Raw genomic sequence first — 17,340 nt, forward strand, 5'->3', positions numbered from 1 at the left:
ATGCTCTGGCTATAGTCAGTTTTGCTTTCGGGTAGCCGGACAAGGCACTTTTCCCTGTAGGCAACGTCTACAGGCTACGACTGTTTCTGTTTATTTTGAGGTGTCATCGATGAAAGCCTGGATGTGTGTGCCTGTGATCGTGTTGGCTCTGGCCGGTTGTGCCGGGAAAACTGCGTACCGTGATAGCTGTGGCACGCAACTGGATGCCGCCTGGCATGAGCTGGACCTGGCCAAGGCCGAGGGATTCGCTGGGACTGTCAGTTACTCCAAAGCGCTGTCCCTGTTGACTGGCGCCAAGACCCAGCAGCAATTCGAAGCTTTTGAGGGTTGCTCCAACAAGGCCGAGAAGGCCCGGTTCTATATTCGTGAGTCGCGCGCCGGCCGTTAAACCGTAGCAGTTGGCAGAGAGTTTCATCGTCAGCGGAGGAAGGGATGTCAGCCTTGGTCGATCAGTTAGTCGTTCAGGTCATTGGCCTGGAAGTAGGATTATTGAGCTGCCAGGCTCGTCTCGCTGCCGTCACCGACGATGAAGCCCTGCATGATCTGCGCACTACTGTGCGCCGCCTGCGCAGCCTGTTGCGTCCTCTGCGCGGCTTGCCCGGAGTGGAGCAGCTTGAATTGGCCGCCAAGGCGGTCGGCCAGTTGACCACGCCGCTGCGGGATCGAGAGGTGCTGGCTGCTTACCTGCTCCAGCAGGGTTATCACGAGGCCGCCGCGCGGCGTTTGCGCTTGCAACCCGATGCTTATCGGGACATTGCGCAAAGCCCCGAGGTGGCCCACCTGTTGTTGATCCTCGACGCTTTCCCACGTTTTATTCGCGCATCCGAGCATCAGAAACTGCTCAAGGGCTTGCGCCCACGCATCGAAAAACGTCTCGCCAAGCAATGGGAAAAACTCGGCGATGCCTTGAAGGAACCCGGCCATGACCGTCACCGCCTGCGCTTGCTGATCAAGCGCGTGCGCTACGCTGCCGAGGCCTACCCCAAGCTGGACAAACTCCCCGCCAAAGCCATCTCCCGTCTCAAGAGTGCCCAAGGCGCCTTGGGCGACTGGCACGACTGCTGGCAGTGGCTGGCCCAGGCCGAACATCAAGCGGATTTGCAACCCTGCGTTGCGGTATGGCATCGCACCATGGCCAAGGCAGAAGGGCATGCGGATCGGGTGCTGGATAAACTCAGCGCCGATTGTTTCTGAACCGGTCCGGTTTTTGGCCGGTATGGGCGCTGTGCAGTCATCACACGCTGGTTAAGATCGCCCAATCCGTGTTCCCGATGTGAGGTCCCCATGCGCTTTAGTGATTTGCTCGATGCCGCCCGTAGCAACCCGCTGGATGTCACCATTCCTGCCGAATGGGGCCAGGGTCGTGCGACGTTTGGTGGTCTGGTCGCCGCCTTGCAATACGAAGCCCTGCGTGCCCAGGTGCCGGCGGATCGTCCATTGCGCTCACTGGCGATCACCTTCGTCGGCCCGGTTGAGCCTGACGTGCCCGCCGGTTACCACGTGGAGGTACTGCGCGAAGGCAAGGCCGTCAGCCAGTTACTCGGCCGTGTGGTGCAGAACGGCGAAGTCGCCACGGTGGTCCAGGCCAGTTTTGGCGCGGCCCGTGAATCGCAGATTGATGTAGCGAGCGAACCTGCACCGGCTTTCAAGCACTGGGATGATTGCCAGGAGTTGCCGTATATCAAAGGGGTCACCCCCGAGTTCATGCGGCATCTGGCGATGCGATGGAGCGTCGGCGGGCTGCCGTTCACTGGCAATAAATCACGCGATATGGGCGGCTGGGTGCGCCTGCGCGGCGATGTGAAGGAAGAGGCATTGACCGAGGCACATATTCTGGCGCTGGTTGACGCCTGGCCGCCGGCCTTGCTGCCGCACCTTACAAAACCTGCGCCGGGCAGCACCTTGACCTGGACCATCGAATTTATCCAACCGTTGCAACAGCTGAGCACCCTCGACTGGTGCCAGTACTACGTCAATATCGAATACGCCCGCGATGGCTACGGCCATGCCGCCGCCGCACTCTGGGGCCCGAGTGGTGAGTTGATCGCCATCAGCCGCCAGAGCGTCGTGGTCTTCGCCTGACGTCAATGCCTGTGGCGCTGTCGCCAGGCACGCCACCAGCCACCGCTCAATACAAAACGCGGGAAAGTCACGAACTGCTCGACCACCAGGCGTTGTACCGCATCTTTACGATCACTGAAGGGCTCGCTGGCCTGGGCTTCCAGGCTATGTCCATGGCGTTGCAACGCCAGGCCGGCCAGGATACCGATAACACCCACGGCCACGCTGGCCAGGCTCAGGCTGAATACCCCGGATACGATCAACAGAAACCCGATGATAAACAGCGGCACGGCAATCAAGTGCAGTGCCAGGTTGGTCGGGTGTTGATGGTTCTGCGGGTAGTTACGCCATTGCCAGGCGGGGAGATTGGGATGACGTTTGCCCATGATGGTGAATCCTCTGTCCGTTGAAACAACATGGAGAGAGTCTAGGCGGGGGACGTCGGGGAGGCGAATTGGGGCTGGCTATGACGGCGATAGAAGGCTATTTGTGGCAAACCTGCGCGTTGTCGATGTCCTAGAGACGTTGGAGAGTTGGGTAGGAAAAAGACGTCGGTGTTATTCGCCGGGAAGACCCGGACGTTCCGGCAAAACCTCGGCTAACCCGAGGTTTTGATGTAGGCACAGGATTACAGGTTGAACAGCCCTACAGCTTCAACTGCCCGATCGCCTTGCTCAACTCTCCTGCCAGCGTGGCCAGTTCATTGCTGGTGCTGGCTGAGCCGATGGTCTGTTGCACGGTGTTTTCTGTCACATCACGAATACTCACCACCGCCCGGTTCATTTCTTCGGCGACATGGCTTTGCTGTTCGGCGGCCACGGCGATCTGGGTGTTGCTCTCGCGCATCTGTGCCACGGCGCCGGTAATTTCGGCCAGTGCGGCGCCGGCTTCCTGGGCCTGCTGCACGCAGTCATCGGCCTTGAATGAGCTTTCCTGCATGAAATCCACCGCATCGCGCGTGCCGGCTTGCAGCGCCGAGACCATGCGGGTGATTTCGTCGGTGGAGCTTTGCACACGCTTGGCGAGGTTGCGTACTTCGTCGGCGACCACGGCAAAGCCACGGCCCATTTCCCCGGCGCGGGCGGCTTCGATGGCGGCGTTGAGTGCGAGCAGGTTGGTCTGTTCGGCGATGCTGTGGATCACGCTGACCACGCCGTTGATTTTCTGGCTGTCCTCGGCGAGTTTCTGGATCATTTCAGCGGTTTGTTGCACGCCGGTGGACAGCCCGGCAATCGAGTGTTGCACCCGGGCGACCACCTCCTGGCCGCTGCCGGCGAGGGCGTCGGCGGTCTGGGACAGGTCGCGGGTGGCGCCGGCGTGCTGGGCGATGTGGTGGACGGTGGCGGTCATCTCGTTGATAGCGGTGGCGGCCTGGTCGGTTTCGCTCTGCTGGCCGAGCATGCCGTGTTGCACCTCGTTCATGCTGCTGGCCAGCCGCGCGGCCCCCTCGTCCAGTTGCCGGGCGGTGGACGCCACGGTGTTGACCACCCGCTGGTAACCGGCCTGCATGGCGTTGAACGCGCTGGCCATCTGGCCGACTTCGTCTTTGCACGCCAGGGGCACGCGGGCCGACAGATCGCCGGTTTTCTCAACGTGCAGCATCACATCCTTGAGGGTATTGAGTTGGCTGAGCAGGAAGCGAATCAGCAGTTGTGAGGCGCCGAGCATCGCCAGCATCAGGATAAGGACGGCCACGGCGTAGTTGACGAAGCGTTCGGCGAATACCTGGCTCAGGCTGCGTCCGTAGGTCAGCACGGCGATCTGTTGCCCGTCGGCGCGAGCGATAACGTCTGCACCGATCAGCGGGTTTTCACCGAACAAGGGCATGTGATCAAGCTCGACCCAGCCGCTGGCGCTGCTGAGCGCTGACAGATCCTGGCCTGCCAATTGTGGAACCTGACCCCGGGCAAACGTGAGCCAATGTTCACCCTTCGGCAGTGGCTTGTCGGCAGGCCAGGCCGCGAGCAATCGCGCTTGCGCTTGTGCCGAGGTCTGCGACGCATCGCTGCGCGCCTGTTGTTCGAGCTGCACGGCGTACAGCACCAGCAAGAGGGTGGTGATGAAGGCGACCGCGTTGACGGCCCAGAATTTGTATTTCAGCGAGATGTTGCTAAGCCAGGCACCCATGGAAGGTTTTCTCTGATAGCGGAAACAGCATTGGCAAGGTGCCATTATTGTGCCGCTATTCAGAAAACCGGTTTTGACATGGGTCAACGCGCCGCATCAACCCCGCTGTATCAATCCAGGCGGGGCAGCCCAAAAAAGGCGCGGGCGCAGGCGGTGCTGTGCTCGGCCAGGTCTTCCAGGGTTTCATTACGATGCAGGGCGACTTCACGCAATACTTCCGGCAAATAGGCCGGTTCATTGCGGCCATTTTTCGGCTTTGGTCGCAGCGTGCGCGGCAGCAGGTACGGCGCATCGCTTTCCAGCATCAGACGGCCACGGGGGATTTCCCTGACCAGCGGATGCAGGTGTGTCCCACGACGTTCGTCGCAGATCCAGCCGGTGATACCGATATGCAAATCAAGGTCGAGGTAGCTGAAGAGCGCGTGTTGCTCACCGGTGAAGCAATGCACAACGGCGGCGGTCAGGTGGTCGCGGTAATCCTTGAGGATCTCCAGCAGCCGCTGGTTGGCATCGCGTTCGTGGAGAAACACCGGCAGTTTCAATTCGACCGCCAGGGCCAGGTGTTCTTCGAGGACTTTTTCCTGCTGAGGGCGTGGGGAGAAGTCCCGGTTGAAGTCCAGCCCGCATTCGCCCACTGCACGCACGCGGCTTTCGCTGAGCAAGTTGCGTAAACGCTGTGCGCTGTCGCCGTTCCAGTCGCTGGCGGAATGCGGGTGGATGCCGGCCGTGCTGAATAGGTGCTGGCCGCCGTCATCGAGTTTTACGCACAGTTCCAGGGCCTGTTCGCTGCCGTCGACACTGGTGCCGGTAAGCACCAATTGCTGCACGCCGGCGGCATAGGCGCGGTCAAGAACGGCTTGGTGCCTCTCGTCGAAACTGGGGTTGGTCAGGTTGACGCCGATATCAATGAGTTGCATGGTGCTATCTCCGCCTGCGGTCGGAAAGCATATCAGAGCTGTAGATTTATAAGAAAAACGAAGAACTACAACGAGTTAAAGCTGTCTTTGAACGTCGCAAGTGACATTGTGGTTGGCCGAACGCCTGCCTCCATGCCGCCGTTGCGCGCCTTGCCAGCGCTTAAAGCGCTCTGTTTCTGACCCCCAGCCCTCACCTTTCACGATGGTGCTGGCCAGTATTCTTTGCGGAGAGCGGATGATCCGACACTCGGCGTTGCTTATGTTGTGCCTGACGTTGTTGCTGCCCATGACGGCGGCGGCACGTCTGGACGGCCCGGTGGAAGTGACCAAGCCCGGCAAGGTGCGAGACCTGGCGCAAATTCGTTCCAGCCGCACCTTGCGCGTGCTGGTCAATCAGAGCCGCAACAGCTCCGGCGAAATCCAGGGCCAGGCCATCGGTGTCGAATACCACCGTTTGCGCGCCTTCGAGCAGTACTTGAACGGCCATGCCCGTGACGGTGAAGAAATCAACCTCAAGATCATTCCCAAGGCCAAGGACCAGTTGCTTGGTGCGTTGGCCCGTGGCGAAGGTGATCTGGTGGCCCCGGGTGAACTGTTGGATGTGAAGGCTGCGCACAAGCTCAGCACCAGCGATCCGATCGTCAGCAATGTGCCGTTATGGCTGGTGGGTGTGAAAGGGGAGCGGCGGTTTACCAGGCTTGAACAGTTGTCAGGGCGCACGTTGTCGCTGACTGCCGGCAGTGCTGCGGCGGATGCCATCAGCCAGGTCAATCAGAAGCTGGCGCTGCACAAACTACCGCCGGTGAAGGTGGAATGGGTCGATCCCACATTGGCGGTGGAAGATGTGCTGGAGATGGTCCAGGCCGGGATCTTCCACTTGACCATCGTTGAGAAGCCCATTGCCGAACGCTGGTCGAAAATCCTGCCCAAGCTTCGCTTTGATAAACAGGTAGTGATCAGCGAGCCGGCTGACGAATATTGGTTCGTGCGCCAGGATGCTTCAATGCTGCGGGCCAGTATCGATCGCTTTCTCAAGACTTATCGAACCCCGTCCGATCAGGATGTGGCATTCCAACGCATCTACCGACGCCTCTATCAGGTGCGCAATCCACTGGCCCGCGCCGACCGCCAGCGTCTGGAGAAGCTGCGGCCGGTCCTGCAAAAACATGCCCGGGAGCAGGGCATGGACTGGTTGAACCTGGCCGCGTTGGCGTTCAAGGAATCCGCACTCGACCCCGGAGCGCGCAACAGCGGTGGCCCTACGGGATTGATGCAGATCACCCCTTCGGCGGCGCAACGCGTCGGAGTGAACAGTATCGAGAGCCTTGATAACAATGTGCAGGCGGGCGCGCGTTACCTGTCGATGATCCGTCGAAAGTTTTTCGCAAGCCCCAAGCTCAATGAAAGAGAGCGCATGGCCTTTGTGCTGGCGGCGTACAACATGGGGCCGGAGCGGGTGCAAGGCATGCGTGCGGAGGCGCGTCGGCGTGGGCTCAATCCGAATCAGTGGTTCTTCCAGGTTGAACGCATTGCCATGGAGCAGGTGGGTATGAGTGGCGTCAGCTATGTTAATAGCGTGAACAAATATTACTTGGCGTTCAATCGGGAGCGGGAGTCCCTGGAGCCGGCGGGGCCAAAAATTGTCTCACGTAAATAATCGATTAAATCGATGATGATCAGGCATATTTTCGGCTTTTATCATTGCTTAATCTGATTAATATAGCGGCCAACCCCCTCTACTTTGAAAAGGATTACCCCCGATGAGCCCACTGATCAAAAGCATTTTTTCCACCCGCGCCGGGTATGGCCTGACGATTCTGCGTATCGTCGTCGGCATTATCTTCGCCGCTCACGGTTCGCAAAAGCTCTTCGGCTGGTTTGGCGGTTACGGTCTGGCCGGCACGGCGCAATGGATGGAAAGTATCGGCCTGGCTCCGGGCACACTGATGGCCGTGTTGTCAGGTGGTACCGAGTTCTTCGCCGGCCTGGCGCTGATCATCGGCCTGTTGGTACGCCCTGCGGCATTGGGTTTGACCATCCTGTCGCTGGTGGCGATTTTCTCGGTGCATATCCATAACGGCCTGTTTATGGCCAACAACGGTTATGAGTTCGCACTGGCCCTGCTGGGCGGCTCGCTGGCGGTGCTGCTGGAAGGCGCCGGCAAACTGTCAGCCGACGGCGCTATCAGTCGCTGATCCCTGGGTACGTCCCCAAAAAGCCCGCCATAGGCGGGCTTTTTCGTTGCCCGGGATTCTTGACACTGGCCTGCTGGCTTCTCTAGGATGCCGTCCATGCGCCGATTTAAACAGCTAATTGCGGGGCGCCACTGGGACTCGATGCAGCCCGACAGAAGTACGTTCTCCCATGCAGAGCACACTTCGAAATACCGCTAAAGCGCTGGTTCGGTGTTGCCTCTCACCTGCCCGCAGACTTTTGAGGCAGAGACCACGACACGATGAATGCACTACACCCCCTGATTCGCCTGGCCCCGATCACTGCGGGCCTGACTCAACGCAATCCAAAGATCCTTCTTGGCGGCAAGCACCAGCCGACGCTGTTGCGTTACCTTGACGGCTGGCCTCGTCGCACCGGGCGGCCTTCGGCGTTTCTGATTCAGTTTGTTGAAGATGGCGATTCCCTGGCCCGCTTTGCCAGCAACAGTTTCGACCTCGCGGTGATACAGGCGCCCAGCGCCAGCGATGCCGATGAAGTGATCCGCCAACTCACGCGTATTGCCCGCCAGGGCCTGATTACCCGCCGCTGAGTGCTCAGCGACAAGCTGCGCAAGAGAGCGACCGGCGTCGGCGCAGGTAAAGAGCAAGCACCCAGGCGACCAGGCATAACAGCAGCGGCACGGTCGCAATCAGCAGCAGCTTCAGGCCGTGTTCGAACTGACGCACAGGCGCGTAAGCATTGACCTTCAGTGCGTTCAGTTCCATGGGGAGTCGCAGGCGCTCCTTGTTGAGCGCTTGTAACGTAGCATTGGCACCCACGGCCTGAGCACCAAGCCCCCCGTTCTGTGGGCTCAAACGTCGCCATTCTTGTTCAGTGCGCTCAAGGCGTCGTTCCAGCTCGCGCGCGCTTTCCCGATATGCCTGTGCCGCCATGTCGCGCAAGTGTTCGAGCGTATGCAGGGGCTGACTGTTTATGGCGCGTGGTCGAATGTCCGCAAGCGCTGGGGGAGCGGCCAGGTTATCCAACGTATTCAAGACGAACTGCACGTTGCTGTTGGGGGCCGAACGGATGACGGTGTCTGCGAGCATATCCGTGTCGGCGACCACCACCACCTGGATCTGTGCAGCCTTCTGCAAACCGGGCGGCTGCCCGTCAAGGCCCTCGGGGAACACCGAGAAGGCGGGGCCTTCAAGGCGAGCAGCAATCACGTGTGCCTGCCTGGGCGCGGTGGCTTCATCGGTGAGTGAGTCGAACGTCGTCGCGAAAGCGAAATGCCCTGCGTCGAGCAGCACCGATTGCCGCGAGCTCTGCAGCAGCGGCGTGAATGTCATGCGGCTTTTCTGGGGGCGGAAAAGTGCACCGCTGCTCGACACGATCACTGAACTCAGTTTCCAACTGCTGATATCGGTGGCGCTCATGGCCTGTCGTGGCAGCTCCAGCCTGGCCGGGTGCAACACCGTTGGACTTGCGGGGCCGGGGGTAGCCGATGTGGCATAGAGGTCATCCACCAATAGCTTGTCCGTTGGCATCTGTATGCCCCAAGCCGCCAGCAGCCCCTCTAGCCTGGAGGCTGGCGAAGCGGCATTCGTTTCCATTTCGCTCACTGGATCGATGAAGATCATCAACTTGCCACCCTTCAATACGTGCTGCTCAATCGCATACAAAGCGCGTTCAGGCAGGGTGCGCGGATGCACAACCATCAACGTACCGATCGATGACGGTACCTGGGCGATGTTGTTGCTCAGTTCCACCAGATTGAACTGCCCACGCATGTGTGCCAGGAGTTCTCCCGTGGAAGCACTTGACGCGAGCCCTGACAGCAGGCCGACAGTCGGACGCTCAGGCTGCATCAGTTCAAGGATCAGATGGCTGATTTCGTACTCAAGCAAGGGGGCGTGGTCCGGGTTGAACGCTTCGATGCGCCGTGTGCTCTGACCGGCACGTGTGCCGATGAGCCCCAGGAATCCTTGCGTATCATCCAGTCCGAATAAACTGGCCTTGTAGGCTTCTTCGGAAAATGGAGTTGGGTCGATAACGTGCAGGTTGATCAAGCCCCTGGCTGCTTTTTCAAACTCCTTGAGCAGGTCCTCCACCCGTTGACCATAGCGTTTCAATAGCTGGTTTTTCTTGGGATCATTGATTGAGTTGAAGTAATACAAGTCCAGCGGGCCTTCGAGTGTTGTAAGAAAATGCCGCGTGGCCGGTAATAAAGTGTGTTTCTTCTCCTGTGAAAAATCCCAGCGAATGTCAGGTAGCTTTTTTATCCAGACCAGATTAAAGGCGAGAAACAACAGCGATATAACCATGAGTGTCATACCGGTACGAAGAGCGGATCGCATCAGTGGCTTTCCTTCTCAGCGGTTTTTGTAGTTGAGTGTGACGGTCGTCGCTGCAAGAAAAGCAAAGATGATGCTGGTGAAGTAAAAAACGTCATGAAGTGTCAGTTTTCCGCTGTCCATCGTACTGAAACGCAAGATGGGATTGAGCGATATCAAACTGTCGATCACCCATATCGGGGTTTGATGTTCAAGCGCATCCAGAACGGATGAAACACCGCTGATCGTCAGTAGCAGGCCCAGTGTCAATAAGAAAATCACAATGCGCTGGTGAGTCAGTGCACATACAAAACAACCAACGGCCAGATAACTGCCTGCCAGTAACCAGCTGGCGAAAAACTGTGAAGCGATTACGCCGTTATCGGCTGTGCCGAGATAGTTGGCGGCGATCACTATCGGGAAGTTTAAAAGCACGGCAAGGCCGCACACGACCCATGCCGCCATGAACTTTCCGATAACGCGTTCCGCCGAGGTGACAGGCAAGGTTTTCATCATGTTGGAAAAGCTCGCACTGTGTTCATCCGACCATAACTGCGTCGATAGCGTGGGAATCAGCAGAAGATACAGCCAAGGGTGAAACTCGAAGAAGGCCTGCAAGTCGCTGCTGTTTCGCTCCATCCATTGCTGAGCGTGCAATCCCAGCGTGGCACACAGCGCCAGGAACACCGCCACGCTCAAATAAGTACCGGGTGAGGAGGCATAACTGGCGAGCTGGCGTTTGAAAATGACGGTTAGCAGTTTCAAGGGGAAACCTCTTGGCTGAGATGGTGAATCACGTCGTTCAAGCGTCCTGGTTCCAGGTGCATGGACGTGACCTTCCAGCCGCGGTGGGTGATGAGCGCATTGATGGAGGGAAAAATGGAGTGGCCAGGCATGGCCAGAACCGTCACGGTGCCGGGTGCATGCCGGTCTTCTTCGATGCCGGCGACGCCAGGTAATACGGCAAGGGCCAGTAAATCCACGGGCGTATCGGCGGCGAGGGTCACGGCTTGGTAGTGTCTTGAGCTACGCTGCAAATCCATCAACGCCGTATCGGCCTTCAGGCGACCTCCCGCGATAACCAACGCCCGGCTACAGAGATCAGACAGTGCGTCGCCATGACGGGAGGCGATGATGAGCGTCATTTCCTCGCTCAGGGACTGGATAAGCGTCTTGAGCTTGAGCCACTCATCAGGGGCAAGATCCTCCAATGGTTCGTCCAGTAAAAGCAGGTCGGGCGAATGCACAATGGCTTGGGCGATGGCAACTTTGCGCTTTATGCCGAGGGGGAGCGTATCGATCGGGTAGTTGGACACGGACAACAGTTCCAGGCGCGTAACGACTTGATTGACTCTTCTGCTTTTTTCGGCACCGCTGAATCCCCGAACGGCGGCAATAAAGTTCAGTAGGCTTTTGACGGTCATCACTGTGTGACTGGGAACGTCGTGGAGTTGATAGCCAATGGCGTTCTTCGTCTGGATGGAATGGGTCTGGGTGTTTAAGCCCTGGATATTGATGTACCCGGAGGTCGGTTTTAGCACACCCGCGATCAAATTCAGCAGCGTTGTTTTACCGGAGCTTCGCTCTCCCAAAAGACCAACGCATTCCCCGCACTGGACGCAGAATGAAAGTTGGGTGATGACATTTTTTCTGCCAAGTTTTTTCGTCAGGTTGCTTATCTCGATCATGGGTTTACCGAATAAGTTTGGCAGGGTGTATGAATAGCGATTGGGGCTTTAAAAAGGGTACGTTCAATGGTTGCGCTTGGGAACGCGCGGTTGGATTAATAAGACAACTCCTACGCCCGGTTTGATAACTCACTGAAACAATTGTTTTGCTTGAGGGTTTGTTAATGCTCGGATGTTTATCTGATGTTTATATAAAGTTTTCTTTTTTGTGATGAGGTCTGATTGTCATGATGCTTCTACGTACCCTTGTTCTTGAACGCAGTGGCGAAGAGGCGCCCGTCAACGGTGCACTGCTCTGTGGGTTTGCTGTCGCCCAGATCGAATCAAACTTTCTTGTATATAGCCTGGATGAAGAGGCCGAACCCGGTCACTCAAGGGTTTATATCGCTGCATTGCGTAAAAAACTCGAACGGTATTTCCTGGGCGGAGTGGACTCCAAGGAAGATCTGCAAGTGGCGATGCAGGTCTTCAAGCAGATCCTCATGGCCGCATCTGGCGCAAAGACAAGTGGCGCCGGTGAAGCCCAGACGCCCTTTCATTTTGTCGATTTGAAAGGTTGCAGGTTGCCGCCTGCCAGGCCGGAGGATCATCACTCGGTCATTATCAAGAAGGCGCTGGTGATGAAGGTGATTACCTTAGGCATGTCCGCGCCCGCATTGCCCGCGATTGAAAGTAATACCGTCATCGTGCCGAACATTCGCTTTTCGTCACAAATGGTTGCATCGCCGAAGGAGATGAGCCCTCCGAAGACCGCCACTCAGTTGCCGGATAAATACACCGCTGAAGACCCTTCGCATTCGGTGGTCGCGGTACCCGAGACATTCGTGCCGGCCGGGCCGGGTGCACAGCCGGTTGAGTTTGAAACGAGCGAGGCTGCGCCTGCGAAACGGCCAGCCCATCAGGAGCACGCTACGTTGCTTGAGGTGGACAGCACACTGGCTAATCTTGCCCGCGTCGCCCAAGAGCTGACGCAAAAAAAGCACGCGGCCATCGAGCGAGAAGAGATGCTTGAACAGTGGCAAGTTCGCCTGCAGCATCAGCAGGGCCAGCTGGATGAGAAAAACCGCGAGGTGGAGCAGCGCCACAGGCACCTGCAGGAAGAGGCGTTGGGTGTTGGCCGAAAAGCCGAAAAGCTGACGCTGATGATGTCGCAGCTAGCAGCCATGCGGCAGCGCCTGCACACCACGCTGCTTGAATTGGACCAGGTCCTGGAGGCGACAGAGATGAATTGATCCGCCCGCCGCTCTGGCTACTTTGCAGGGTTCATTTATCATCAGCTCCAGCCAGCCGACGCCAGGGCATGATGCCGTGACGTATCGGCACCATTGGACATTGTCTGGGGATGCAAGGGTTTGAGTACCAAGCTGATTACCAAAGAAGGTCATGAAGCGCTGAAGAAGGAGCTGGACTATCTGTGGCGTGAGAAGCGCCCGGATACCACTCGCAAGGTGACATGGGCCGCTTCCCTCGGAGACCGCAGCGAAAACGCGGACTACCAGTACAACAAGAAGCTGCTGCGTGAAATCGACCGGCGGGTGCGCTACCTGCGCAAACGCCTGGAAGACATGCGCGTGGTGGAGTACATGCCCGAGCAGGAGGGGAAGGTGTTTTTCGGTGCATGGGTGGATATCGAAAACGAACAGGGTGAGACCAAGCGCTTTCGAATCGTGGGTTATGACGAGATCTACGACCGCATGGATTACATCTCCATCGACTCGCCCATGGCACGCGCGCTGCTGCGCAAGGAAGTGGACGATGAGGCGATTGTGCAGACCCCAAACGGTGAGGTGTGCTGGTGGATCACCAAGATCGAATATGTGAAGTAGACAATGATGGCCTGCGCCCTGGGTCGGGGGCAGGCCATCTGCGTTTCAGCTTTCGCGCAGTACGGTCAGCGGGCTGGTATTCAAGGCGCGGCGCGTACCGAATACCCCGGCGCCAGCAATGAGCACGGCGCCTATCACCGGCAACAGCAACAACCACGGATGAGGGTGCCAGGCAAGGTCGAAAGCATAGCGATACAGCACCCAGGTCACCAGCTCTGTGCCGAGTGCGGCCAGCAGGCCACTGACCGCACCCAGTAGGCCGAACTCAATGCGCCGTGCTTTGACCAGCAACGTACGTTCGGCACCTAGCGCACGCAGCAGCGCACCTTGGCGAATTCGCTCATCCAGCGTGGCCTGCAAGCCGGAGAACAGCACGGCCATCCCTGCCGCCAGCACAAACAGCAGGACATACTCCACCGCCAGGGTCACTTGGGCGAGGATGCTGCGCAACTGCTCCAGCAGCGCCTCGACCTGCAGGATGGTCACGGCCGGGAAGGCCCTGGACAGGTCAACGATCTGTTGGTCGTGCCCCGGCGCGAGATAAAAGCTGGTCAAGTAGGTCGCGGGCAGGTCCTTCAATGTGCCCGGCTGGAAGATCATGAAGAAGTTGGGTTGGAAATTATCCCAGTTGATCGTGCGCAGGCTGGTCACCTGGGCCTCGCGATTTTCGCCGCCTACCGTGAACACCAGGTGATCGTTGAGCTTGAGCTTGAGGCTTTCGGCAACTTTGGCTTCTACCGACACCCCGGGGACGTCATCGCTCGGTTGCGACGACCACCAGGAGCCTGCGGTCAGGACATTGCCAGGTGGCAAATCGGCGGCCCAGGTCAGGCTCAAGTCGCGCTGTATTGCACGGTCGCCGCTGGAGTCCTTGCTGACAATCTGCTGCACCGGTTCGCCATTGATGCTGATCAGCCGGCCTGGCACCACCGGATATAACGGCGCGGATTGAGCCTGCACCTGCAGCAGCCGCTCGCCAAAGGCGTCTTTGTCGGCCGGCAGGATGTTCAGCGCGAAATAGTTGGGGGCATCCTTGGGCAACTGGTTCTGCCAGGTGTCGAGCAATTCGCCCCGCAGCAGGGCGATCAGCCCCATGGATAACAGGATCAAGCCAAAGGCCAGTGACTGGCCTGCCGCCGCCAATGGATGACGCAGCAATTGGCCAAGGCCCAGGCGCCAAGGCAGCGAGGCACGCGCCAACAACCGGCGCAGGCTTTGCAGCAGCAGTAGAAGCAAGCCGCCGAGGATCAGCGCCGCCACTACGCCACCGCCCAGCAACGCAAAGGTCAGCACCAGGTCAAGGCTCAGGCGCCACATGATCAGGCCGAGCGCGAACAACGCTGCGCCGTAGACCATCCAGGTGCTGGACGGAATAGGTAGCAGGTCGCGGCGTAATACTCGTAGCGGTGGAACGCGGCCCAGGGCCGCCAACGGCGGCAGGGCGAAGCCGGCGAGGGCCACCAGCCCGGTGCCAATACCCGCGGCCGCAGGTAGCAACCCACCGGGCGGCACGTCCGCCGGCAGCAGGTCGTGCAGGAAATAGAACAAGCCAAACTGCGCCAGCCAGCCGAGCAGGGCGCCGGTCAGGCTGGCCAGCAACCCCAATACACTCAGTTGCAGGCTGAACAGCAGCATCGCTTCGCGCCTTGAGAGGCCCAGGCAGCGCAACAGTGCACTGGCATCGAAGCGTCGGCTGGCAAAGCGATTGGCCGACAATGCCACCGCTACGCCGGCCAGCAGCACCGCCACCAGGCTGGCCATGTTCAGGTAGCGCTCGGCCTTGCCCAGGGCACCGCCGATCTGCTGATTGCCGTCGCGTGAATCCTGCAGGCGCTGGTTGGCGGCGAGACCCGGCTTGACCAGGTCACGATAGGTTTGCAGCGCCGTACTGCCTTGGGGCGCGCGCCACAGTTCGCGGTAACTGACGCGGCTGCCGGGCTGGACCACGCCGGTAGCATCCAGGTCCGCCAGGTTGATCATCACCCGGGGCGTGAGGCTGTAGAAGTTGCCGGCACGGTCGGGCTCATAGGTCAGTATGCGCGTCAGGTGCAGGGTCTTCAGGCCGACATCGATGTTGTCGCCAACCTTCAAATCCAGCGCTGTCAGCAGCCGTGCCTCCACCCAGGCTTCGCCGGGCTTCGGGCCGCCTCCGGCTGTTTCGACCCCGAAGGGCTCTGCTGTACTTTTAAGTTCGCCGCGCAGCGGGTATTGCTCGTTGACCGCCTTGATGCTCGAGAGCTGGATACCGTTATCCGTGGCGATAACGCTGGAGAACTCCACGATGCGTGCGTGATCCAGGCCCAATTCGGTCCCGGTCTGTATTTGCTCGGGGCGGGCCGGCGAGCTGCCTTCGAGTACCAGGTCGGCACCGAGAAACTCAGTGGCGCGCAACAACATGGCGCCGTTGAGGCGTGCACCGAAGTAGCCGATGGCAGTGCTGGCGGTGACGGCCACCAGCAGGGCGAAGAACAGCACACGCAATTCGCCGGCGCGGGCATCGCGCAGCAGTTGACGCATGGCAAGGCTGAACAGGCGCAATAGCGGCAAACGTGCCATCAAGGCTCCAGGGGCGCGACCATCAGGCCGGCTTCGAGGCGAATCAAACGCCGGCAACGGTGAGCCAGGCGTTCATCGTGAGTGACCAGCACCAGGGTCGTGCCGCTCTCTTTGTTGAGTTCGAACAGCAAGTCACTGATGCGCTCGCCGGTGTGACTGTCGAGGTTGCCGGTGGGCTCATCGGCAAACAGCACGTCGGGTTCGGCCGCGAAGGCGCGTGCGATGGCCACCCGCTGCTGTTCGCCACCGGAAAGCTGGCGTGGCGAGTGGGTCAGACGCTGGCCCAGGCCGACGCGTTCCAGCAGGTGCGTGGCGCGCTCGCGGGCGTCCTTGCGGCCGTCCAGTTCCAGCGGCAGCATGACGTTTTCCAGCGCGTTGAGGCTGTCGAGCAGTTGGAAGGACTGGAACACAAAGCCCACATGCTCGGCACGGATGCGCGCACGCTGGTCTTCATCGAGCAGACTCAATGCCTGGCCGGCCAGGGTGACTTCGCCGCTGCTTGGCAGATCGAGGCCGGCGAGCAGGCCGAGGAGGGTGGATTTGCCGGAGCCGGAACTGCCGACGATAGCCAGGCTGTCACCTTTGTTCAGTTCCAGGCTCAGTTCGTGCAGGATAGTCAGTTCACCTTCCGCGCTGGGAACCACTTTGCTAAGGTTCCGCGCGGTGAGAATGCTTGCGCCCATGGAGAATCCGATGCGAATGTGGTTTTTGAGTGCTGGCCTGGCCTTGATATGCATGGCCCAGAACGCAGCGGCGGGTACAGTCCTGATCGTCGGCGATAGTATCAGTGCCGGTTTCGGCCTGGATACCAGCAAAGGATGGGTCGCGTTGCTGGAGCAACGGCTCAAGCAGGAAGGTTTTGACGATAAAGTGGTCAATGCCTCCATCAGCGGCGACACCAGTGCAGGAGGCCTGGCACGGCTGCCGGCGGCGCTTGCAGAGCATAAGCCGGATGTAGTGGTCATCGAGCTGGGTGGTAATGACGGCTTGCGTGGCCAGCCTCCAGCGCAATTGAAACAAAATCTTGCATCGATGATCGACCAGTCCAAAGCCGGTGGTGCCAAGGTGCTGTTGTTAGGGATGCAATTACCGCCCAATTACGGCCCGCGTTACACCACGGCATTCGCTGAGGTGTACGGCGTGTTGGCCAAGGAGAAAAAGATCCCGTTGGTGCCGTTTTTTCTCGACGGTGTGGGGGGGCATCCTGAGCTGATGCAGGCGGATCAACTTCACCCGGCGGTCGGTGCCCAGGGCAAATTGCTGGAAAATGTCTGGCCGACGCTAAAACCGCTGTTATGACGCTTTTCTACCGGCAGGCTTTCGGCTAAGGTGGCGCCCCCGATTTGGAGCCCTCGATGTCGCGTCCTGCCTGGTCCCTGTTTAATTACCAACTGATCGAGCCGGACGAGCAGCTGGATCTGTTCGCCTGCCAGGAAGTCAGGGTGCATCTGGTGGCGCGCCAGCTGGAGTTGGGCGGCTCGATTGATCGCACACTGTGCGGCACGCTGTTGCCGGCACAACCGCGCTGGTCATCGGTGGACCGCTCGATTTTTCAGGATCAGCGTCTGTGCCCCCTGTGCCGCGCCATTCTCGAATCGCAAAAGCGCGGCACGCCGCCGATCTGGCCGGAGTTGCGATTTGAGTTATAGAAGCAGCTTCAAGCTTCAAGCTTCAA

General features: G+C 59.2%; 18 protein-coding genes. 10 read left to right on the forward strand and 8 right to left on the reverse strand.

Features of this window, described 5'->3' with window-relative positions:
* Positions 1-109 precede the first annotated feature (109 nt).
* From M5B97_RS03875 to M5B97_RS03885, 3 genes are all read left to right on the forward strand, one after another.
* A complete protein-coding gene (locus M5B97_RS03875) occupies positions 110-388 on the forward strand; it encodes a hypothetical protein (protein WP_010176194.1) in 279 nt (92 codons plus the stop codon).
* Between the two features lie 44 nt (positions 389-432).
* Positions 433-1,194 (forward strand): CHAD domain-containing protein, encoded by a 762-nt coding sequence (locus tag M5B97_RS03880; RefSeq protein ID WP_248730798.1) that lies wholly within the window; start codon positions 433-435, stop codon positions 1,192-1,194.
* A gap of 90 nt (positions 1,195-1,284) precedes the next feature.
* Entirely contained in the window at positions 1,285-2,082 is a 798-nt protein-coding gene (locus M5B97_RS03885) for an acyl-CoA thioesterase domain-containing protein (protein WP_134659784.1), read from the forward strand.
* Positions 2,083-2,084: 2 nt separating this feature from the next.
* Here the strand turns inward: M5B97_RS03885 and M5B97_RS03890 are convergent, their stop codons facing one another.
* The 3 genes from M5B97_RS03890 to M5B97_RS03900 all read right to left on the reverse strand — a co-directional run bounded on the left by M5B97_RS03890 (position 2,085) and on the right by M5B97_RS03900 (position 5,105).
* Positions 2,085-2,447: an Mpo1-like protein gene (locus M5B97_RS03890; protein ID WP_123715183.1), complete on the reverse strand. Its 363-nt coding sequence runs from the start codon at positions 2,445-2,447 to the stop codon at positions 2,085-2,087.
* Between the two features lie 259 nt (positions 2,448-2,706).
* Positions 2,707-4,188 (reverse strand): methyl-accepting chemotaxis protein, encoded by a 1,482-nt coding sequence (locus M5B97_RS03895; protein WP_248730799.1) that lies wholly within the window; start codon positions 4,186-4,188, stop codon positions 2,707-2,709.
* A 110-nt stretch (positions 4,189-4,298) separates the two neighbouring features.
* Entirely contained in the window at positions 4,299-5,105 is an 807-nt protein-coding gene (locus M5B97_RS03900) for a TatD family hydrolase (RefSeq protein WP_248730800.1), read from the reverse strand.
* Positions 5,106-5,340: 235 nt separating this feature from the next.
* On the opposite strand from M5B97_RS03900, the gene M5B97_RS03905 reads away from it, so the two are divergent.
* The 3 genes from M5B97_RS03905 (at position 5,341) to M5B97_RS03915 (ending at position 7,869) form a co-directional block, all read left to right on the forward strand.
* Positions 5,341-6,762 (forward strand): transglycosylase SLT domain-containing protein, encoded by a 1,422-nt coding sequence (locus tag M5B97_RS03905; protein ID WP_248730801.1) that lies wholly within the window; start codon positions 5,341-5,343, stop codon positions 6,760-6,762.
* A 103-nt stretch (positions 6,763-6,865) separates the two neighbouring features.
* Positions 6,866-7,300 (forward strand): DoxX family protein, encoded by a 435-nt coding sequence (locus M5B97_RS03910; RefSeq protein ID WP_248730802.1) that lies wholly within the window; start codon positions 6,866-6,868, stop codon positions 7,298-7,300.
* A 260-nt stretch (positions 7,301-7,560) separates the two neighbouring features.
* Positions 7,561-7,869: a class I SAM-dependent methyltransferase gene (locus M5B97_RS03915; RefSeq protein WP_123715188.1), complete on the forward strand. Its 309-nt coding sequence runs from the start codon at positions 7,561-7,563 to the stop codon at positions 7,867-7,869.
* Between the two features lie 4 nt (positions 7,870-7,873).
* Here the strand turns inward: M5B97_RS03915 and M5B97_RS03920 are convergent, their stop codons facing one another.
* From M5B97_RS03920 to M5B97_RS03930, 3 genes are read right to left on the reverse strand one after another with little or no spacing between them, the layout of a single operon-like run.
* Complete coding sequence (locus M5B97_RS03920; protein ID WP_248730803.1) at positions 7,874-9,619, reverse strand: Gldg family protein; 1,746 nt, start codon at positions 9,617-9,619, stop codon at positions 7,874-7,876.
* 15 nt (positions 9,620-9,634) lie between these two features.
* The gene (locus M5B97_RS03925; protein ID WP_248730804.1) at positions 9,635-10,360 is read right to left on the reverse strand and encodes an ABC transporter permease; all 726 of its coding nucleotides are present in this window, start codon (positions 10,358-10,360) and stop codon (positions 9,635-9,637) included.
* Positions 10,357-11,283: an ABC transporter ATP-binding protein gene (locus tag M5B97_RS03930; protein ID WP_248730805.1), complete on the reverse strand. Its 927-nt coding sequence runs from the start codon at positions 11,281-11,283 to the stop codon at positions 10,357-10,359. Before M5B97_RS03930 ends, M5B97_RS03925 begins: the two co-directional genes overlap by 4 nt.
* A gap of 227 nt (positions 11,284-11,510) precedes the next feature.
* Here M5B97_RS03930 and M5B97_RS03935 point away from each other — a divergent pair, with 227 nt between their 5' ends.
* The gene (locus M5B97_RS03935) at positions 11,511-12,515 is read left to right on the forward strand and encodes a hypothetical protein (protein WP_248730806.1); all 1,005 of its coding nucleotides are present in this window, start codon (positions 11,511-11,513) and stop codon (positions 12,513-12,515) included.
* A gap of 120 nt (positions 12,516-12,635) precedes the next feature.
* Positions 12,636-13,109: a transcription elongation factor GreB gene (greB, locus tag M5B97_RS03940; RefSeq protein ID WP_248730807.1), complete on the forward strand. Its 474-nt coding sequence runs from the start codon at positions 12,636-12,638 to the stop codon at positions 13,107-13,109.
* A gap of 45 nt (positions 13,110-13,154) precedes the next feature.
* On the opposite strand, the gene M5B97_RS03945 is transcribed toward greB, so the two are convergent.
* Together M5B97_RS03945 and M5B97_RS03950 are read right to left on the reverse strand one after the other, a co-directional pair.
* Positions 13,155-15,665, reverse strand: coding sequence for an ABC transporter permease (locus M5B97_RS03945; RefSeq protein ID WP_248730808.1), 2,511 nt, complete (start codon positions 15,663-15,665; stop codon positions 13,155-13,157).
* Entirely contained in the window at positions 15,665-16,348 is a 684-nt protein-coding gene (locus M5B97_RS03950; protein ID WP_248730809.1) for an ABC transporter ATP-binding protein, read from the reverse strand. The genes M5B97_RS03945 and M5B97_RS03950 overlap by 1 nt, the downstream gene beginning before the upstream one ends.
* Positions 16,349-16,358: 10 nt before the next feature.
* On the opposite strand from M5B97_RS03950, the gene M5B97_RS03955 reads away from it, so the two are divergent.
* Complete coding sequence (locus M5B97_RS03955) at positions 16,359-16,964, forward strand: arylesterase (RefSeq protein ID WP_248730810.1); 606 nt, start codon at positions 16,359-16,361, stop codon at positions 16,962-16,964.
* Positions 16,965-17,020: 56 nt separating this feature from the next.
* Positions 17,021-17,314, forward strand: coding sequence for a hypothetical protein (locus M5B97_RS03960; protein ID WP_016972348.1), 294 nt, complete (start codon positions 17,021-17,023; stop codon positions 17,312-17,314).
* Positions 17,315-17,340 lie beyond the last annotated feature (26 nt).

The sequence above is a fragment of the Pseudomonas sp. MWU13-2517 genome, from assembly GCF_023242545.1.
Taxonomy (GTDB): Bacteria; Pseudomonadota; Gammaproteobacteria; order Pseudomonadales; family Pseudomonadaceae; genus Aquipseudomonas.